The organism is Haemophilus parainfluenzae, from assembly GCF_003252725.1.
Classification (GTDB): Bacteria; Pseudomonadota; Gammaproteobacteria; order Enterobacterales; family Pasteurellaceae; genus Haemophilus_D; species Haemophilus_D parainfluenzae_L.
The window spans coordinates 168,388-186,498 of the sequence record NZ_QEPO01000001.1; the positions used below are offsets into that span (position 1 = coordinate 168,388).

The following is an 18,111-nucleotide window of genomic DNA, read 5'->3' on the forward strand; positions in this document are numbered from 1 at the left end:
TCCCCACTCGTTGTTGAATTTTTTAGAATATACAAAATGGCATGTATACCTAAATTATTTATTTTTCATCTAAGTAATTCGAAATTAAAGAAACGACAATTACTCCTGGGATATCTTTAATTTCATCCATAAGATCCGCTAATGCTAATTGACGGTTACTTTCAAGGGTGACCACCAATTTGCCTTCATCAGATTTTTCGCCATGAATCTCAGCGGTTGGAATCGCTAAAATGGCTTCTTTGACTTGGTTAAGTTTTTCTGGTCTGGCTTGCACAACAATGCTGCATACATACCAGTTCTCATTTTCGCTAAATTGACTCATCGATATTTGTTTCAATATTAAAAATTTTTATTGCTTTTGTCGGGCAAACACTTAGGCAAGCGCCACAACCATTACAGCTTTCTAAATCTAATATGGGTTTTGCCACACCACCAAGCTGTAATCGAAAACGGATGGCATTCATCGGACAGCTATCTTGGCAACTTCGACATTCCACTCGATTTTCTGTGAGACATTGCGTTGTAATTTCAACTTTATGTGCCCAAGGCTCTTCTTCTAATGAACGAAAAATCGGTTGTTCACAGACTAAAACACATTTTTGGCAGAACGTGCATTCGCCCTTGTCAAATTGTATTTCAGGAAAACCGCCATCGCCTTTTACGATAATTTGGGTTTCACATACTAGTATGCAATCACCGCACCGCGTACATTTATCCGTAAAGTTGCTCTCGTTTATCGACCAAGGTGGACGGATAGCATTAATACCTTGAATTTTCGCGTTTTCAGAATGTAACGATTGTAAAAATTGCCCACGTAATAATTGTCTGCGAGAAGGATTTTCAATCGCCATATTTTTCTTTAAAGTTCGGTATTTTCAAGGGATGCATTATCTAGTGCTAATAAAAAAATAGTAACTACCTAAAAGGAGTAGTTTTTAAGAAATATACACTTTTGTTGAGATAGATCAATGATATTTTGAAAATATGTTATTAGTGTAAATAAATTGTTAAAATATAAGTGAAAATGATTATTAAATAGGGCGGAAGAACCGCCCTGAAGTGAGTTTAAAATATTATGCGTTTTGGGTTGGGTAATCCCACCAAATATCGAATAATTCACTGATTTCGATTTGTTGTAATTTATTTTCTTCTAACCATTTTTTCACTAATTGACGATGGCTTTCATCACATTTACCGATATTCTCTAAGCAAACTAAGCCTTCCCAATGTAAATAGCCGCTACCTTCATAAGCTAAGCCGTTTGGTTGAATCACTTCAGCAATAAAACGATCAACGGTTCCATCGATAGTTTCGATGCTGGTACCTTCAGCAAATTGCCAATTCACTAAAAAGCCTAATTCTTGGAATTCTGCTAAGTGAAGTTTTTTACGTTGACGTTGATTACGAGTTGTCATTTCAATGTTCTCCTATGTTAAGGTAATGGGTATAGTCATCATCTCGATGATTATTTTTTCTTAAAGTATAAATCCCACACACCGTGACCTAAGCGATGACCGCGCGCCTCAAATTTTGTGAGAGGGCGGAAATCAGGACGTGGAATATAATCTTGTTCGGCAGTATTGACTAAATTTTCATTGGCTGAAAGCACTTCGAGCATTTGTTCCGCATAGTTTTCCCAGTCCGTTGCCATATGAATAAAACCATTTGGTTGTAATTTTTGCACGACTTGCTCCACAAAGTGCGGTTGAACAATACGGCGTTTATGATGTTTCGCTTTATGCCAAGGGTCAGGGAAGAAAAGTTGTAAGCCGCCCAATTCGCCGTCTTTTACACAATCACGTAGAATTTCAGTGGCATCATGGCAAATCACGCGAAGGTTTTTCACGCCTTTTTCTACCGCATAAGCAATACAGGCACCTACACCAGGTGTGTGTACTTCAATACCGAGATAATTTTTATCAGGATTCGCTTCAGCCATATCCACTAAAGATTTCCCCATTCCGAAGCCAATTTCTAATATAACGGGATTCGTATTACCATAAATAGCGACAAAATCAAAAGGGGCATTTTGATAATCTAATCCAAGATCAGCCCAGTGATCATTCATCATATTTTTTTGAAAATCACTTAAGCGACCTGTCCGCAACACAAAGCTACGAACTTTACGTTTATAACGACCATCTTCTGTAAATTCAGCCGTTTCAACGGTTTTACGTTTTTGATCAGCAAAGGTTTTTTGCTCTTCTGTCATGGTTTTTATTCGCTCAATTAAAATTGGCGGCGATTATACACTAAAAGGCAAGGTTGTGGGATTTTTCCACCTAATTCCCGTATAATAGCGAAAATTTTTAATTGTTTTTTGTTATGAATATTGTCCGAGTTGCATTAGCCGTACCGCTTCCCCGATTTTTTGATTATCTCTATTCGCCAGACTTGACGCCAATCGTAGGTGGACGCGTGTTGGTGCCTTTTGGTTCGCAAAAACGAGTCGGGATCGTGGTGGATTTGCCCGCTTCTTCGGATGTCGCAAAAGAAAAGTTAAAACCGATTATTGATGTACTTGATGCTGAATCACTTTTTAATTCCACAACTTGGGATTGGTTAGCTTGGTCGGCTAATTATTATCGTGCAGCATTAGGCGATGTGTTGTTTCAAGCGTTGCCAGTCAAACTCCGCAATGGAGAAAGTGCGGTTAAAAATGACCGCACTTTTTGGCGTATTACGGACCTTGGAAAACAAGCGTTAGAATCAGGTGAATTAAAACGCGCTAAAAAACAAATTGAAGTCTTAAATTTATTGATAACGCAAGATCTAGAAAAAGGTAACAATGAGATTAGTTCCGCGATTTGGTCAGCCTTAAAGGGCAAAGATTATGTGGAAGAGATTATCGTGCCTACTGAACAAAAAAGTTGGCAACAAGCTTTAGGGGATGAGCCTTTAGTTAATCTTGATAACCGATTGACCTTAAACAAGCAACAAGCCCTTGCATTTAGCCAGTTGCTTTTCCAAGAAGGCTTTAATGTGTGGTTGTTAGAGGGCGTGACTGGTTCGGGTAAAACTGAAATTTACCTGCAATACATTGAAGAAGTTTTAAAGAAAGGCAAACAGGTTTTAGTGCTTGTTCCTGAAATTGGGCTTACTCCTCAGACCGTGAGACGTTTCCAAGCTCGCTTTAATGTCGAAATAGATGTATTGCATTCCAACTTGAATGATACACAGCGCTTAAATGTTTGGGAACGCGCAAGAACAGGACAAAGTGCAATCGTAATTGGCACGAGATCGGCTATTTTCACCCAGTTTTCAGATCTCGGCTTAATCATTTTAGATGAAGAACATGACGGCTCATTTAAACAGCAAGATGGTTGGCGCTATCATGCGAGAGATTTAGGCATTGTGCTTGCTCAAAAACTCAATATTCCTATCTTATTAGGTTCTGCCACACCAAGTTTGGAAAGTGTGAATAATGTACAAAATGGCAAATATCATCATTTGGTGCTATCAAAAAGGGCTGGAAATGCGACCGCACTTCGTCAATTTGTGATTGATTTAAAACATCAACGAATTCAAAACGGCTTATCTGAACCGCTGTTGCAACGTATGCAGGAACACTTAGAAAAAGGTAATCAAGTATTGTTATTCCTTAATCGACGTGGATTTGCGCCTGTGTTGTTATGTCATGAGTGTGGCTGGATTGATGAATGTCATCATTGCGAAAAACCTTATACCTATCACCAACATCAGCGCGTTTTACGCTGCCATCATTGTGGTGCACAAAAAACAGTGCCGATGCAATGTGGTCATTGTGGTTCAACGCATTTAGTCACAACAGGTTTAGGTACAGAACAACTGGAGGAAACTCTAAAAGCACGTTTCCCTCAATATAATATTGCACGTATCGATCGTGATAGTACAGCGCGAAAAGGCAAGCTTGAAGGTTATTTAGACGATATTCAGCAAGGTAAAAGTCAGATTTTAATTGGCACCCAAATGTTAGCCAAAGGGCACCATTTCCCGAATGTCACCTTGGTTGCTTTAGTGAATGTGGATAATGCCTTATTTTCCCTTGATTTCAGAGCCGAAGAACGTTTGGCTCAGCTTTATGTGCAGGTTGCAGGACGCTCAGGCAGGGCGGAAAAACAGGGCGAAGTGGTTTTGCAGACGCATTATCCGGATCACCCGTTATTAACCACCTTACTTGAAAAGGGCTATCAAGCCTTTGCAGAAGAAACCTTGAAGTTGCGGCATAATATGGGTTTGCCTCCATTTAGTTTCCAAGCGTTGTTTAAAGCACAATGCCGTCATTCTGAAGAGGCGGAAAATGCATTATCGCAATTAGCGTCTTTCTTCTATGAACAAAAAATAGAAGGCTTGCAAGTATTGGGGCCGATTCCTGCACCGTTTAGCAAAAAAGCGGGGCAGTATCGTTGGCAGTTATTATTACAGCACGCGTCTCGGAAACAATTACAGGCAGCATTGAGTCGATATTCACCAGAGCTGATAAAGTATTCTCAAGTACGGTTAATTTTAGACGTAGATCCATTGGATTTGAGTTAGCAAAAATTCCCTAGAAAAATGCACAGTTTTTCAGTAGAATTAAGCGTTTTTTATACTCTAAGTTTAATTTATCGAATATTTTAGGATTTTATCGTGGCTCATCGAGATTTTGCCGGTCGAAGCGGCTCAAAAAATAATAAAAAGAAAGCAAAGAAACGTTTTAATCGTAATACCTTAATTGGTCTTGCGTTGGTGGCGGTATTAGGTTTTGGTTTAGGGCTTTACTTCTTAAAAAGTAAAACGCCTGAACCTGTCGTGACAACAACGGTTCAACCGGAAAAACCGCAACCGAAAAGTGTACTACCAAATCGCCCGGAAGAAGTGTGGCACTATATTAAAGAATTAGAAACTCGTACGGTGCCGGTGGATAATAATCCTTCTTCTGTTGAAAAAAATATGCGTTTGACGGAAGAACAGCGTCAAGTGCTTATTCAAATGGAAAAAGAACAAAAAGCGGCAGAAGAAGCGAAAAAATTAGAAGCTCAACGTAAAGAGCAAGAAGCGGCGAATGCGGAAAAAGCCGCGGCTCAAGCACAGCAAGCTCAACCAGCACAGACAGTGCAAGCTCAACCAACACAGCCACAGCAAACAGCAAAAACGGAAGTGAAAAAGCCTGAGCCAGTTAAAAAAACAGAGCCAGTTAAAAAGCCTGAACCTCCGAAAAAAGTAGAAGTAGTGAAGGCGGAACCAGCTAAAACGGAACCAGCTAAAACTGAGCAACCGAAAAAAGCAGAACCAAAACCCGCTGAACAGCAAGTACAGGCTGGTGGTAAAAAATTTGGTTTACAATGTGGTGCATTTAAAAATCGTGCACAAGCAGAAAGCTTACAAGGTCGCCTTGCGATGGCGGGTGTGAATGCACAAATTGCGACAAGTGAAGAATGGAACCGCGTACGCGTGGGACCATTTGGTAGTCGAGATGCCGCAGCTGCTGCACAAGATAAAGCAAAATCTGTGGCGAGTTGCGTAGTGATTGGAATGTAATTCAGAATTTAAAAGTGCGGTTAAAAATAACCGCACTTTTTTTATATTTTCACTTGCCAAAAAACAAAAAAACAATAAAATGAACGTTCATTCATTTTAAGTATTCATCTTAAATGACCTTTCTCATATATAACCCTAAGAATTTAATTTTTTATTATGCGACAAGTAAAAGCCTCTAAAACGAAGCTTGATGTCAGCGAGCAGATCTTTGATGCAACAGATCGTCTTATGGCAAAAGAAGGATTACATCATCTTTCTATGCATAAGTTAGCCAAGGAAGCAGGCATCGCAGCTGGCACGATTTACCTTTATTTTAAGAGTAAAGACGAGTTATTAGCACAATTTGCTCGTCGAGTGTTCAATAAGTTTGTTGTGGCGATTGAAGAAGGTTTTGATGAAAACCAATCTTTTTTCGAGCAATACAGAAAAATGTGGTGGAATATTTGGCATTTTCTGCAAGAAAATCCAACGATTCTGTTAAACATGAATAAATATCGATCTTTGCCAGAGTTTATTGAAACCTGCAAAGAAATGGAGCATTCGTGTTGGGATCAGTTTTGTATAAAGGGACAAGCAGCAAATGTGTTAGCTGATTTAGATCCTCATCTGTTATTTTTGCTGAGTCTTAAAACCGCAATGGTTTTAGCCTCAGATATTAAATATCTCGGTACGGTAGTAACCGATGCGATGTTAGAATCTGTCATTGAACGCTCTTGGCGTGCAATTCAGAAGTAGTCATTTTATTGTCTTAATGGAGTTTTCCAAATGAGTATAACTCAAACTAATAGACCAAAGCGCTCACACGTTTTCTTTTTGAAATTAGCGTTAGGCGTATTTGTGTTAATTTTTGCTGCAATGATTTTTCTTAATCATATGAAAGCAAAAGGTATTGCTGATTTCTTAGCAAATAAACCTGAAACAGCTTCTCCTGTTACCGCAATGACAGTTAAGGCTTCAGAATGGACGCCGATCATTGAAACAACAGGTCTTGTTCGTCCAAATCAAGGGGCGATGTTAAGTGCACAAAGCGCTGGAACCGTGTCTAAAGTGCTCGTGCAAAATGGCCAAAGCGTGAAAAAGGGTGATTTGTTAGTTGAGTTAGATAGTTCCGTTGAGCGTGCAAGCTTACAAGCGGCTCAAGCTCAAGTGGTGTCATTACGTCAAACTTATCAACGTTATGCAAACCTTGCGGGCAGCGGTGCCGTTTCTCGTCAAGAATTAGATAACGCAAAATCAGCTTATGAAGCACAAGCGGCAAATATTGAGTCATTAAAAGCAACCATTGAGCGTCGCCAAATCGTGGCACCATTTGATGGTAAAGCCGGTATCGTGAAAGTGAATGCTGGTCAGTACGTTTCAAACGGTACTGAAATTGTGCGTGTGGAAGATCGTTCTTCTATGAAAGTGGATTTTGCGATTGCTCAAAACCTATTAGATAAATTGCATATTGGTCAAAAAGTAACGGCTACGGCAGATGCGCGTAAAGGTGAAACCTTTGCAGCAAAAGTTACTGCCATTGAGCCGGCAATTAATTCTTCAACGGGTTTAGTCGATGTTCAAGCAACATTTGAACCAGAAGATGGTGCAAAATTATTATCCGGTATGTTTACTCGCTTAAATGTCGCTTTACCAACTGAGCATAATCAAATCGTTGTGCCACAAGTGGCAGTGAGCTACAACATGTATGGCGAATCGCTTTATATTTTGACCGCACTTTCCGATGAAGATATTGAGAAATTAGGCGGAGCAGAAAAAGCGGCGAATATGTACCGTGCAAAATCAATCACTGTATTTACGAAAGATCGTCAAGGTATTTATGCACAATTAAAAGGCGATGAAGTTAAAGTCGGCGATAAAATTGTGACCGGCGGTCAGCAAAACTTAAGTAACGGTGCATTAGTCTCTGTTGCAGATAAAGCGGGCGTAGGTACTGAACAACCTGCGAATAAAACGAATCTTTAATTAGGAAAAGCGAATGAAATTTACCGATATATTTATTCGTCGTCCTGTTTTGGCGGTTTCGATTAGCTTGTTAATCATTCTTTTAGGATTACAAGCGATCTCGAAATTGGCTGTGCGCGAATATCCGAAAATGACCACGACGGTGATTAAGGTGACCACTGCATATCCAGGGGCGGATGCGAACTTAATTCAAGCGTTTGTTACTTCCAAAATTGAAGAGGCGGTAGCGCAAGCAGATAATGTGGACTATATGTCTTCAAGCTCTAGCCCAAGTACGTCAACTGTCACCGTAAAAATGAAATTAAATACCGATCCGAATGCGGCTTTGGCAGATGTTTTAGCTAAAGTTAACTCAGTTCGTTCTGAATTGCCAAGTGGTATTGAAGATCCAACGATTTCTTCATCAACCGGTGGTTCGGGGATTATGTATATTAGTTTCCGTTCTAACAAACTCGATGCAAGCCAAGTAACAGACTATATTCAACGTGTAGTAAAACCACAATTCTTTACCGTAGAAGGGGTGGCAAGTGTAGATATTTTTGGTGCATCAGAGTACGCGCTTCGTGTTTGGTTAGACCCAGAAAAAATGGCAGCTCAAAACCTTTCTGCCACACAAGTGATGTCCGCATTATCAGCGAATAACATTCAAACAGCAGCAGGTAATGATAATGGCTATTTTGTAACCTATAAAAACAAAGTAGAAACCACGACAAAATCGGTTGAAGAATTAGGTAACTTAATTGTGACGTCTAACGGTGATAAGTTAGTACGTTTACGCGATATCGCTGATATTGAGTTAAATAAATCAAGCGATAGCTCACGTGCGGTAGCCAATGGCGCAGATTCTGTTGTATTAGCGATTAACCCAACCTCGTCAGCAAACCCATTAACGGTAGCTGCGAAAGTACGTCCGCTATATGACAGTATTAAAAATAATCTACCGGATGCTATTGAATCTGACATCTTATATGACCGTACAATTGCGATTAATAACTCAATTAATGAAGTAATCAAAACGATTGTTGAGGCAACGATAATCGTGTTGGTGGTGATTACCATGTTTATGGGTTCATTCCGCGCGATTTTAATCCCGGTTATCACTATTCCGATTTCATTAATTGGGGTAATCATGTTGCTTCAATCATTTGATTTCTCTATTAACCTGATGACGTTGTTGGCATTGGTTCTGGCGATCGGTTTGGTGGTAGATGATGCGATTGTGGTATTGGAAAACGTAGACCGCCACATTAAGTTAGGTGAAACGCCATTCCGTGCGGCGATTATAGGTACGCGTGAAATTGCCGTTCCGGTTATTTCCATGACCATTGCCTTGATTGCAGTATATTCTCCAATGGCGTTAATGGGGGGGATTACGGGTACATTGTTTAAAGAGTTCGCCTTAACCCTTGCAGGGGCGGTATTTATTTCAGGTATCGTGGCATTAACACTTTCACCAATGATGACCAGTAAGTTACTGAAATCGAATGCGGAGCCAAGTAAATTAGAGCAACGAGTAGAGCATACACTAAGCAAAGTAAATGCAGCTTATGCGTATGTCCTTGATTTGGTGATGGTTAATCGTAAATGTATGTTGATGTTTGCGGCGATTATCTTTGCGACCTTACCGGTATTGTTTAAATCACTTTCAAGTGAATTAACCCCACCAGAAGATAAAGGGGCATTTTTGGCGATTGGTTCAGCACCGTCTAACGTAAACGTGGATTATGTGCAAAATGCGATGGCACCTTATCAAGAGATTTTAAAAAATACGCCAGAAGTGCAGTTTGCCATGACAATTTCAGGTGCGCCAAGTTCTAACCAATCTTTAAACGTCATTACGTTAAAAGACTGGAAAGAACGTTCAAAAAGCCAAACTGAGATCTTAAATGAATTAAATGCGAAAGCGAAATCAATTCCTGAGGTATCTGTTCAAGGCTTCTCGTTCCCAGAAATTGATACAGGGGAGCAAGGACCTCCGATTGGTTTTGTGATCAGCACATCACAAGATTACGGCGATTTAGCAAATGTGGCCGGTAAATTCTTAGAGGATATGCAAAAATCCAGTAAGTTCGTTTATACCAATCTCGATCTTAAATTTGATACCGCTCAAATGCGCATTAAGATTGATCGTGAAAAAGCAGGGACTTACGGCATTACGATGCAACAAATCAGCCGTACGTTAGGCAGCTTCTTATCTGCCGCAACCATTGAACGTGTGGATATTGATGGTCGAGCTTACAAAATTATTTCCCAAGTAAAACGTGACAATCGTTTATCTCCGGAAAGTTTTAATAAGTATTACATCACCGCAGCAAATGGTACCTCTGTTCCATTAAGCAGCTTGGTGACGGCTACATTGGAACCACAACCAAGTACATTGCCTCGTTTCAGCCAGTTAAACTCTGCGGTGATTAGTGCTGTACCGATGCCAGGTACTTCAATTGGTGATGCGATCCAATGGTTACAGGACAATGCGAAAAATACGTTACCACAGGGTTATAACTATGACTTTAAAAGTGAAGCGCGTCAGTTAGTACAAGAAGGTAATGCGCTTGCTGTAACGTTCTTACTTGCGGTAGTGATTATTTTCTTAGTCTTGGCAATTCAGTTTGAATCAATTCGCGATCCAATCGTGATTCTGATTTCTGTTCCGTTAGCCGTGAGTGGGGCATTGTTAGCCTTAAATGCCTTCGGATTTTTTGGTATTGCAGGGACAACGCTAAATATCTACTCACAGGTTGGTTTGATTACCTTAGTTGGTCTTATCACAAAACACGGTATTTTAATGTGTGAAGTAGCGAAAGAAGAGCAGTTAAATCATGGTAAAACGCGTGTTGAAGCGATTACCGAAGCGGCTAAAGTACGTTTACGTCCAATTCTGATGACAACCGCAGCGATGATTGCAGGTCTTGTACCGTTGCTTTATGCAACAGGTGCAGGTGCGGTATCTCGTTTCAGTATTGGTATCGTTATCGTGGCAGGTTTGGCAATCGGTACATTGTTTACCTTGTTCGTGTTGCCAGTGATTTATTCATACATTGCAAGCGAACACAAACCGTTACCAGTGTTTGATGAAAATGTGAAACCAATTGAAGGTCACATTAACGAACAACATTAATTGAAAATACGATAAAAACAAACCGCACTTTGATTTTTCAAGTGCGGTTTTCTTTTAGATATTAAAAAAAGCGAACATGATGTTCGCTTTTTATTTATGAAAGTGCGGTCAATTTTAGACCGTTTTATTTAGCCATTTTTATTTTTAGCGGCTTTGTAAAGTTCCATTGCTTCTGGTAATAAGCGTTGTAAGTTTTCTTGACGGGACTCATCACTCGGGTGAGTAGAAGCTAACACGTCAAGCACACCTTTAGAGCCACCAGAGGCTTTAGCCATTTTTTGCCATAAGCCAGGCGCGACTTGAGGATTGTAACCTGAGCGAGCCATTAACATGAGACCCACTTCATCTGCTTCAGTTTCTGCACTACGAGAGTAAGGTTTATCTAAAGCAAAGTCTTTGGTCAGTGCAACTAAATCAGTCATATCCGCACCTACTACGGCAGATAATGCTGTTCCACCAACTGCACCAGCAATAGCACTTATCGTGCCGAAGTTAGCTTTGGCTTTACCGTGTTCTTTTAGAGCATGTGCCATTTCATGACCCATTACGACTGCGATTTCGTTATCGTTCAGTTGCAAGGTATCCACTAAACCTGTGTAGAAAGCCATTTTCCCACCAGGCATAGCCCAAGCATTGAGCTCTTTAGATTTGATGACATTGATTTGCCAATTAAACTTTAAGCCAGTTTCATTCGCTTGGTTTGCATAAGGCACCATTTTGTTAAAGACATGATGAATACGTCTTGCGGTATTTGATGTGGTATCAATCGCACCTTGTGAGCGAATTTTCCCCATTTCTTGTGTATAGCTGCTTGCCGCTTCTTGATTGATTGAGGCAGAATCCGCACAAGATGTGATAACCGCCCCAGCTAATACAGCAAAAGCAAAACTTTTGAGTTGTTTTTTCATAAATTATCCTTTTATTGAGATGGCTGATTATATAAATTTATTGCGTTTTGTCGATACAAAAAGATTGTCTTTTAAATTTGCACTACTATAATAGTGCAAATTTTTATTTTAGGACTTAACGATGACAATAAAAAAATCTCCTTCTTTATTAGGCGGCGCCATGATTATTGCAGGTACCGCGATTGGTGCAGGTATGCTTGCAAACCCAACCTCAACGGCTGGCGTATGGTTTATCGGCTCTATTCTTGCTTTGGTTTACACTTGGTTCTGTATGACCACATCAGGTTTGATGATCTTAGAAGCCAACTTACATTATCCTACCGGCTCTAGCTTTGACACCATCGTAAAAGATTTGTTAGGTAAAGGCTGGAATATTATCAATGGTCTTTCAGTTGCTTTTGTGTTGTATATTTTGACTTATGCCTACATCACTTCAGGCGGTGGTATTACACAAAACTTGCTTAACCAAGCTTTTGGTTCTGCTGAAAGTGCGGTCGATATTGGACGTACTTCTGGATCCTTAATTTTCTGTTTTATTCTTGCGGCTTTCGTGTGGCTTTCCACTAAAGCTGTAGACCGTTTCACGACGGTATTGATTGTTGGAATGGTAGTCGCTTTCTTCCTTTCTACCGCAGGTTTATTGAGCTCTGTAAAAACAGAAGTGTTATTCAATAGTATTGCAGAAGGCGAGCAAACCTATTTACCTTATTTATTGACCGCACTTCCTGTTTGCTTAGTGTCTTTTGGTTTCCACGGAAATGTACCGAGTCTCGTAAAATATTACGATCGTGATGGTAGTCGTGTAATGAAATCAATCTTTATTGGTACAGGCTTAGCCTTAGTGATTTACATCTTATGGCAGCTTGCGGTGCAAGGTAATTTACCTCGTACAGAATTTGCACCCGTAATTGAAAAAGGCGGCGATGTATCGGCATTATTAGAAGCATTACACAAATATATTGAAGTGGAATACATTGCGGTTGTATTGAATTTCTTTGCTTATATGGCTATTGCAACCTCATTCTTAGGGGTAACGTTAGGTTTATTTGATTATATTGCCGATTTATTTAAATTTGATGACAGCGTATTAGGCAGAACAAAAACCACATTGGTAACATTCTTACCTCCACTATTGTTAAGTTTACAATTTCCTTATGGTTTCGTGATTGCCATTGGTTATGCTGGATTAGCTGCAACAATTTGGGCTGCAATCGTGCCAGCACTGCTTGCTAAAGCAAGTCGCCAAAAATTCCCAAATGCGACTTATAAAGTGTATGGCGGTAATTTTATGATTGGCTTTGTAATCTTATTCGGTGTGTTAAATATTGTGGCACAAGTAGGCGCAAACTTAGGATGGTTTGCAAGTTTCGCAGGATAAGTTTTCACGTTAATATAGTAGGGGCGTATCAAATACGCCCTTTTTAATTTTGCATAGGAAACAAAATGAATAACAAAACGAGTGTTTACGATAAAGAAAACTTCTTTGCGCTTTATCAAAAACTTCGATCTAATCCCATCAGTCTCAATGAAATAGTGGAAAAGCCAACGATGCTTTCCCTCTTACCTGATTTACAAGAGAAAAAATTACTCGATCTAGGCTGTGGAACGGGCGGACATTTGCAACTCTATTTAGAACGCAATGCGGCGAGAGTAGTGGGAACGGATCTTTCAGTTAAAATGCTCGAACAAGCCGAAAAAGATCTACAAAAGTGCGGTCAATTTTCAGGGCGTTTTTCCTTATATCAGTTACCGATGGAAAAATTAACGGAATTGCCAGAACGTGATTTTGATGTCATTACCAGCTCTTTTGCTTTTCACTATATTGAAGATTTTCCTGCTTTATTATCTTCTATTGCCAACAAACTTAAACCTAATGGTACATTAGTTTTTTCCCAAGAGCATCCGATTACAACTTGCCATAAAGAAGGGGAGCGCTGGGAAAAAAATGAGAAAAAACAGCAAGTCGCTTATCGTTTAAATCATTACCGTGATGAAGGATTGAGAGAGCGGAATTGGTTTCAACAACCTTTTAAAACCTATCACCGCACGACGGCAACGATTATTAATGATTTAATTGCTGCAGGTTTTCAAATTGAACAAATGGCTGAACCCATGTTAGCCGAGCAGCCACAATGGCATGATGAATTTAAAGATTTGCGGCATCGTCCCCCTTTATTGTTTATTAAAGCAAGAAAAGTGATGAATTTAACAAAATAAGCTGGTTTTTGACCGCACTTTATGGTATAAATCGCACCGCTGTTTTTGGGTTTCAAAAGCAGCGTTTTTAATTATTAACAACACACACATATCATTAAGGCTTAATCGGGGTGCCAAACGGTCGATTAGCTGATATGTGGAGGCTCAACCCCAACAAAAGGAAAATATTATGGCACAAGTTTCAATGCGCGACATGATCAACGCGGGCGTACACTTCGGACACCAAACTCGTTACTGGAATCCACAAATGAAACCTTTCATTTTTGGTGCTCGTAACGGTGTTCATATCATCAACTTAGAAAAAACTTTACCTTTATTCAACGAAGCTTTAGCGGAATTAACCCGTATTGCTAGCAACAACGGTAAAGTATTATTCGTTGGTACTAAACGCGCGGCTCAAGAAGCAGTACAAGCTGCAGCATTAGACTGTCAACAATATTATGTAAACCACCGTTGGTTAGGTGGTATGTTGACTAACTGGAAAACCGTTCGTCAATCAATTAAACGTTTAAAAGATTTAGAAACTCAATCTCAAGACGGTACTTTTGACAAATTAACCAAAAAAGAAGCGTTAATGCGTACCCGTGAGATGGAAAAACTTGAATTAAGCCTTGGTGGTATCAAAGATATGGGTGGCTTACCAGATGCGTTATTCGTTATCGGTGCAGACCACGAACATATCGCTGTTAAAGAAGCAAACAACCTAGGTATTCCTGTGTTTGCTATCGTTGATACTAACTCAACTCCAGCTGGCGTAGATTTCGTTATCCCTGGTAACGATGATGCGACTCGTGCTATCCAACTTTACGTTTCTGCAGCTGCAGCAGCGGTTAAAGAAGGTCGTGGTAACGAAGCTCAAGTTGCTGAAGAATTAGCAGCTGACGCAGAATAATTTAAGTTTTGCAATAAGGCGAAGCCCTTAATAATCAAACGATTAATTGGCATAGGGGCTAAAATTTAGCCCCTATATTTTTATCTAAAAGTGCGGTCAAAATGAATCGTACTTTCGACAGAGGATTTTTAAAATGGCTGAAATCACAGCATCATTAGTAAAAGAACTTCGTGAACGTACCGGTGCCGGTATGATGGAATGTAAAAAAGCATTAGTTGAAGCAAACGGTGATATCGAGTTAGCAATCGACAATATGCGTAAATCTGGTCAAGCTAAAGCTGCTAAAAAAGCAGGCCGTGTTGCAGCTGAAGGTGTTATCCTTGCTCGTGTACAAAATGGTTTCGGTGTATTAGTTGAAATGAACTGTGAAACTGACTTCGTAGCAAAAGATGCTGGCTTCTTAGGTTTAGCAAACGAAGTAGCTGATTTCGCAGCAGCACACAAAGGCACCACTATCGAAGCCTTACAAGCACAATTTGAAGAAAAACGTGCTGCATTAGTGGCTAAAATCGGTGAGAACATGAACATCCGTCGTGTTGCTTACTTAGAAGGTCAAGTTATTGCTCAATACTTACACGGTGCAAAAATCGGTGTATTAGTTGCAGGTGAAGGTTCAGAAGATGAACTTAAAAAAGTGGCAATGCACGTAGCGGCATCTAAACCAGAATTCGTGAACCCAGAAGATGTACCTGCAGATGTTGTTGAACACGAGCGTCAAATTCAAATTGATATCGCAGTTAACTCTGGTAAACCAAAAGAAATCGCAGAGAAAATGGTTGAAGGCCGTATGAAGAAATTCACTGGTGAAGTTTCATTAACAGGTCAACCATTCGTAATGGATCCTTCTGTATCTGTAGGTGACTTCTTAAAATCAGTAAACACTTCAGTGTCTAACTTCATCCGTTTAGAAGTAGGTGAAGGTATCGAGAAAAAAGAAGAAGATTTCGCAGCTGAAGTTGCAAAAATCACTGGCGGTAACGCTTAATTGTCTCCATTGAGATATAAAAAAAGCCGATATTGAATATCGGCTTTTTTGTTGTCTGAAATTTGAGATTTTCTATTTCTTTGGACGAATATCGATGGCAGGATCTGCATCTTTACGATATTTTTCTTCAATCAGTTTTTTCAGACCATAATCATCTTTGTCAGCTTGTTCAGAGAATAAATCTTCTTCTAATGTCAGCTTCGGATTTTTAATGCCTATCCAATTAGCAATACCTTCTAAGAAATTCAAACCAGATTTAAAGGCTTTGTATTCTTTACGTGCCGTATCATCAGATGAAATCTTAAAGAGCGGAATATTATGATGCAATTGGCTGTGACAGTTTTGGTTAAACAAGGTGACGCCATGTTTATCATCTTCCTGATGACATAAACCATGATCTGAAAAATAAATCATGGAGAAAGTGCGGTGTGTTTTTTGCTCGTTTTCTTTGAGCGTTTCATACACTTTCTTAATAAAATCATCGGTTTTCTTAATGGATGTAATATAGCAATTTAAGTATTCGTTCTTTTTCTCAATATCATTGTCATTGAAAATTTTCGGGTAATCTTCAACGCGATCGCAAGCAAGCGGATGTGAGCCATAAATGTGTAATACAATAAAGCGTTTACCTTGCGTTGGATCTTCTAAAACTTGGGCAAATTTAGGGATTAAATCAAAATCGCTGTAGTTTGTAGAATTAAAGCTCCCGCCTTTTTTCAAGAAAATGGTTTCATCAGATTTTGAAGCTAGAGACGCGACCGGCGTGTCGTATTCACCTAAGAAACCTTGATTAGACAGCCAGTAGGTTTTCAGACCAGCAGACTTAATGAGATCCACTAAGCTTAAATCATAGTTTGGTTCCCATTTTTCTTTATCAGGTAACGTTAACATTAAGCGCAATGAGGCGACAGTGTTGGTTCCGGCGGATGTCATGCCATCAATCAGTGTACCATTTGCAGATGACATAAATGGTGTGTCATTGACGGGGTATCCATACGCATGCAAGTAATCTTTTCTCGCACTTTCACCCAAAATCATCACATAATCTTGGTATTTAGAATTTTCTAATGTGGATTGTCCCCAGTTGCTTTCTTGTGACATTTTTTTCAATTTTTGCCATTCATCAACGATTTTAACAGTGGAATCAATGGTTTCTTTTAATGGCGCAGCAATCGGTAAGTTATAACCAATTAACAGGGTAGCCAAAGCGATAAATGTTTTATTGCGATAAAATTTCACACCAAATTTGACCGCACTTTTATAATGTAAAAAGACTAATAGTGGAATAGCCAATGCGGCTAAATAGCTACTTACTGGAATTTGTAATAGAAACTCTTTAGTTTCCAACATATCTGTCGCAAGAACCGAAGCAATATATTGATAGCTTGGAGCACCAAAATTTAAGCCTGTTGGTGTATAAAATGCATGCAAGCAAACTAAGGGCAATAAAATAAAATAGAAGGATTTTCGGCTACTGCTTAATAAAATAATGAAAAGGGCTGTGAGTAAAATCAAATTAATAGATGGCTCTGGAAACATCCCTGAGCCTCGTAAAATCAGGTAACCTGCAAGAATGGCACAAGCCAAAGAAAAAAGTGCGGTTAAAATTTGTGAGGTTTTTGATATCTTCATAAAGTTTGCCTATAAAATCAAAAGTGCACCATTTTATCGCACTTTTCTGACCAATTTCCATTTTTAACTTTTTCACTCTTTTGCTAAAATAAGCCAATTTTTGTAACCGACAAAGGAAAAAACAATGAGCCAACCAATTTACAAACGAATCTTATTGAAATTAAGTGGTGAAGCATTACAAGGTGATGAGGGCTTCGGTATCGATCCTTCTATCCTCGATCGTATGGCTTTAGAGATTAAAGAATTAATTGAAATGGGCGTGGAAGTTGGTGTTGTGCTCGGCGGTGGTAACTTATTCCGTGGTGCAAAATTAGCTAAAGCCGGCATGAATCGCGTAGTGGGCGACCATATGGGGATGCTTGCAACCGTAATGAATGGCTTGGCAATGCGCGATGCGCTTCATCGTGCAGATGTGAATGCAAAATTAATGTCTGCTTTCCAATTAAATGGGATTTGCGATACCTATAACTGGTCTGAAGCCATCAAAATGTTACGTGAAAAACGTGTGGTGATTTTCTCAGCGGGAACGGGGAGCCCGTTCTTTACTACAGATTCTGCTGCATGCTTGCGTGGTATTGAAATTGAAGCGGATATCGTGTTAAAAGCGACCAAAGTTGATGGCGTGTATGATTGCGATCCTGCAAAAAATCCTAATGCAAAGCTATACCATAAATTATCTTATGCAGAAGTAATTGATAAAGAATTAAAAGTAATGGATTTAGCTGCGTTCACACTCGCTCGTGACCACGGTATGCCAATTCGTGTATTTAATATGTGTAAACCCGGTGCATTACGCCAAGTGGTACTAGGTACAGAAGAAGGCACAACGATTAGTTAATTTTTTCAAGAATAAAATGGCGAGAGATAATCTCGCCTTTTTTATGAATAAATTTATTCA

General features: G+C 39.5%; 16 protein-coding genes. 10 read left to right on the forward strand and 6 right to left on the reverse strand.

Translation table 11 applies throughout. The annotated features are described in order from the left end of the window. Positions 1-58: 58 nt before the first annotated feature. From DPV85_RS00855 to trmB, 4 genes are all read right to left on the reverse strand, one after another. Positions 59-322, reverse strand: a complete 264-nt coding sequence (locus tag DPV85_RS00855) for a chaperone NapD (protein ID WP_049367905.1) — start codon at positions 320-322, stop codon at positions 59-61. Continuing rightward, positions 309-851, reverse strand: coding sequence for a ferredoxin-type protein NapF (gene napF, locus DPV85_RS00860; protein ID WP_049365644.1), 543 nt, complete (start codon positions 849-851; stop codon positions 309-311). The genes DPV85_RS00855 and napF overlap by 14 nt, the downstream gene beginning before the upstream one ends. A gap of 222 nt (positions 852-1,073) precedes the next feature. Next, a complete protein-coding gene (locus tag DPV85_RS00865) occupies positions 1,074-1,415 on the reverse strand; it encodes a YggL family protein (protein WP_111326452.1) in 342 nt (113 codons plus the stop codon). Positions 1,416-1,465: 50 nt separating this feature from the next. Beyond that, positions 1,466-2,212 carry a tRNA (guanosine(46)-N7)-methyltransferase TrmB gene (gene trmB / locus DPV85_RS00870; protein WP_049365646.1) on the reverse strand — a complete coding sequence of 249 codons (747 nt, stop codon included), beginning with the start codon at positions 2,210-2,212 and terminating at the stop codon, positions 1,466-1,468. A gap of 113 nt (positions 2,213-2,325) precedes the next feature. Between trmB and priA the strand changes: the two genes are divergently transcribed. The 5 genes from priA to acrB all read left to right on the forward strand — a co-directional run bounded on the left by priA (position 2,326) and on the right by acrB (position 10,579). Beyond that, positions 2,326-4,515: a primosomal protein N' gene (priA, locus tag DPV85_RS00875; protein WP_111326454.1), complete on the forward strand. Its 2,190-nt coding sequence runs from the start codon at positions 2,326-2,328 to the stop codon at positions 4,513-4,515. A gap of 93 nt (positions 4,516-4,608) precedes the next feature. Next, on the forward strand, positions 4,609-5,499 hold the full coding sequence (gene ftsN / locus DPV85_RS00880) for a cell division protein FtsN (protein WP_111326456.1): 891 nt from the start codon (positions 4,609-4,611) through the stop codon (positions 5,497-5,499). A 156-nt stretch (positions 5,500-5,655) separates the two neighbouring features. Beyond that, on the forward strand, positions 5,656-6,234 hold the full coding sequence (locus DPV85_RS00885) for a TetR/AcrR family transcriptional regulator (protein ID WP_111326458.1): 579 nt from the start codon (positions 5,656-5,658) through the stop codon (positions 6,232-6,234). Positions 6,235-6,264: 30 nt separating this feature from the next. Then, positions 6,265-7,461: a multidrug efflux RND transporter periplasmic adaptor subunit AcrA gene (gene acrA, locus DPV85_RS00890; protein ID WP_111326460.1), complete on the forward strand. Its 1,197-nt coding sequence runs from the start codon at positions 6,265-6,267 to the stop codon at positions 7,459-7,461. Between the two features lie 13 nt (positions 7,462-7,474). After that, positions 7,475-10,579, forward strand: a complete 3,105-nt coding sequence (gene acrB / locus DPV85_RS00895; RefSeq protein WP_111326462.1) for a multidrug efflux RND transporter permease subunit AcrB — start codon at positions 7,475-7,477, stop codon at positions 10,577-10,579. A gap of 128 nt (positions 10,580-10,707) precedes the next feature. On the opposite strand, the gene DPV85_RS00900 is transcribed toward acrB, so the two are convergent. After that, positions 10,708-11,487 (reverse strand): M48 family metallopeptidase, encoded by a 780-nt coding sequence (locus tag DPV85_RS00900; RefSeq protein WP_111326464.1) that lies wholly within the window; start codon positions 11,485-11,487, stop codon positions 10,708-10,710. A gap of 121 nt (positions 11,488-11,608) precedes the next feature. Between DPV85_RS00900 and mtr the strand changes: the two genes are divergently transcribed. The 4 genes from mtr to tsf all read left to right on the forward strand — a co-directional run bounded on the left by mtr (position 11,609) and on the right by tsf (position 15,581). Then, positions 11,609-12,865, forward strand: a complete 1,257-nt coding sequence (gene mtr, locus DPV85_RS00905; protein WP_049375722.1) for a tryptophan permease — start codon at positions 11,609-11,611, stop codon at positions 12,863-12,865. A 65-nt stretch (positions 12,866-12,930) separates the two neighbouring features. Next, positions 12,931-13,704 carry a class I SAM-dependent methyltransferase gene (locus DPV85_RS00910; protein WP_111326466.1) on the forward strand — a complete coding sequence of 258 codons (774 nt, stop codon included), beginning with the start codon at positions 12,931-12,933 and terminating at the stop codon, positions 13,702-13,704. Positions 13,705-13,873: 169 nt separating this feature from the next. Further along, positions 13,874-14,596, forward strand: coding sequence for a 30S ribosomal protein S2 (gene rpsB / locus DPV85_RS00915; protein WP_005698638.1), 723 nt, complete (start codon positions 13,874-13,876; stop codon positions 14,594-14,596). A gap of 133 nt (positions 14,597-14,729) precedes the next feature. Then, complete coding sequence (gene tsf / locus DPV85_RS00920; protein ID WP_005699805.1) at positions 14,730-15,581, forward strand: translation elongation factor Ts; 852 nt, start codon at positions 14,730-14,732, stop codon at positions 15,579-15,581. 72 nt (positions 15,582-15,653) lie between these two features. Here the strand turns inward: tsf and DPV85_RS00925 are convergent, their stop codons facing one another. Then, positions 15,654-17,213, reverse strand: coding sequence for a phosphoethanolamine transferase (locus DPV85_RS00925; RefSeq protein WP_111326468.1), 1,560 nt, complete (start codon positions 17,211-17,213; stop codon positions 15,654-15,656). 124 nt (positions 17,214-17,337) lie between these two features. Between DPV85_RS00925 and pyrH the strand changes: the two genes are divergently transcribed. Beyond that, a complete protein-coding gene (gene pyrH / locus DPV85_RS00930; RefSeq protein ID WP_111326470.1) occupies positions 17,338-18,051 on the forward strand; it encodes a UMP kinase in 714 nt (237 codons plus the stop codon). Positions 18,052-18,111 lie beyond the last annotated feature (60 nt).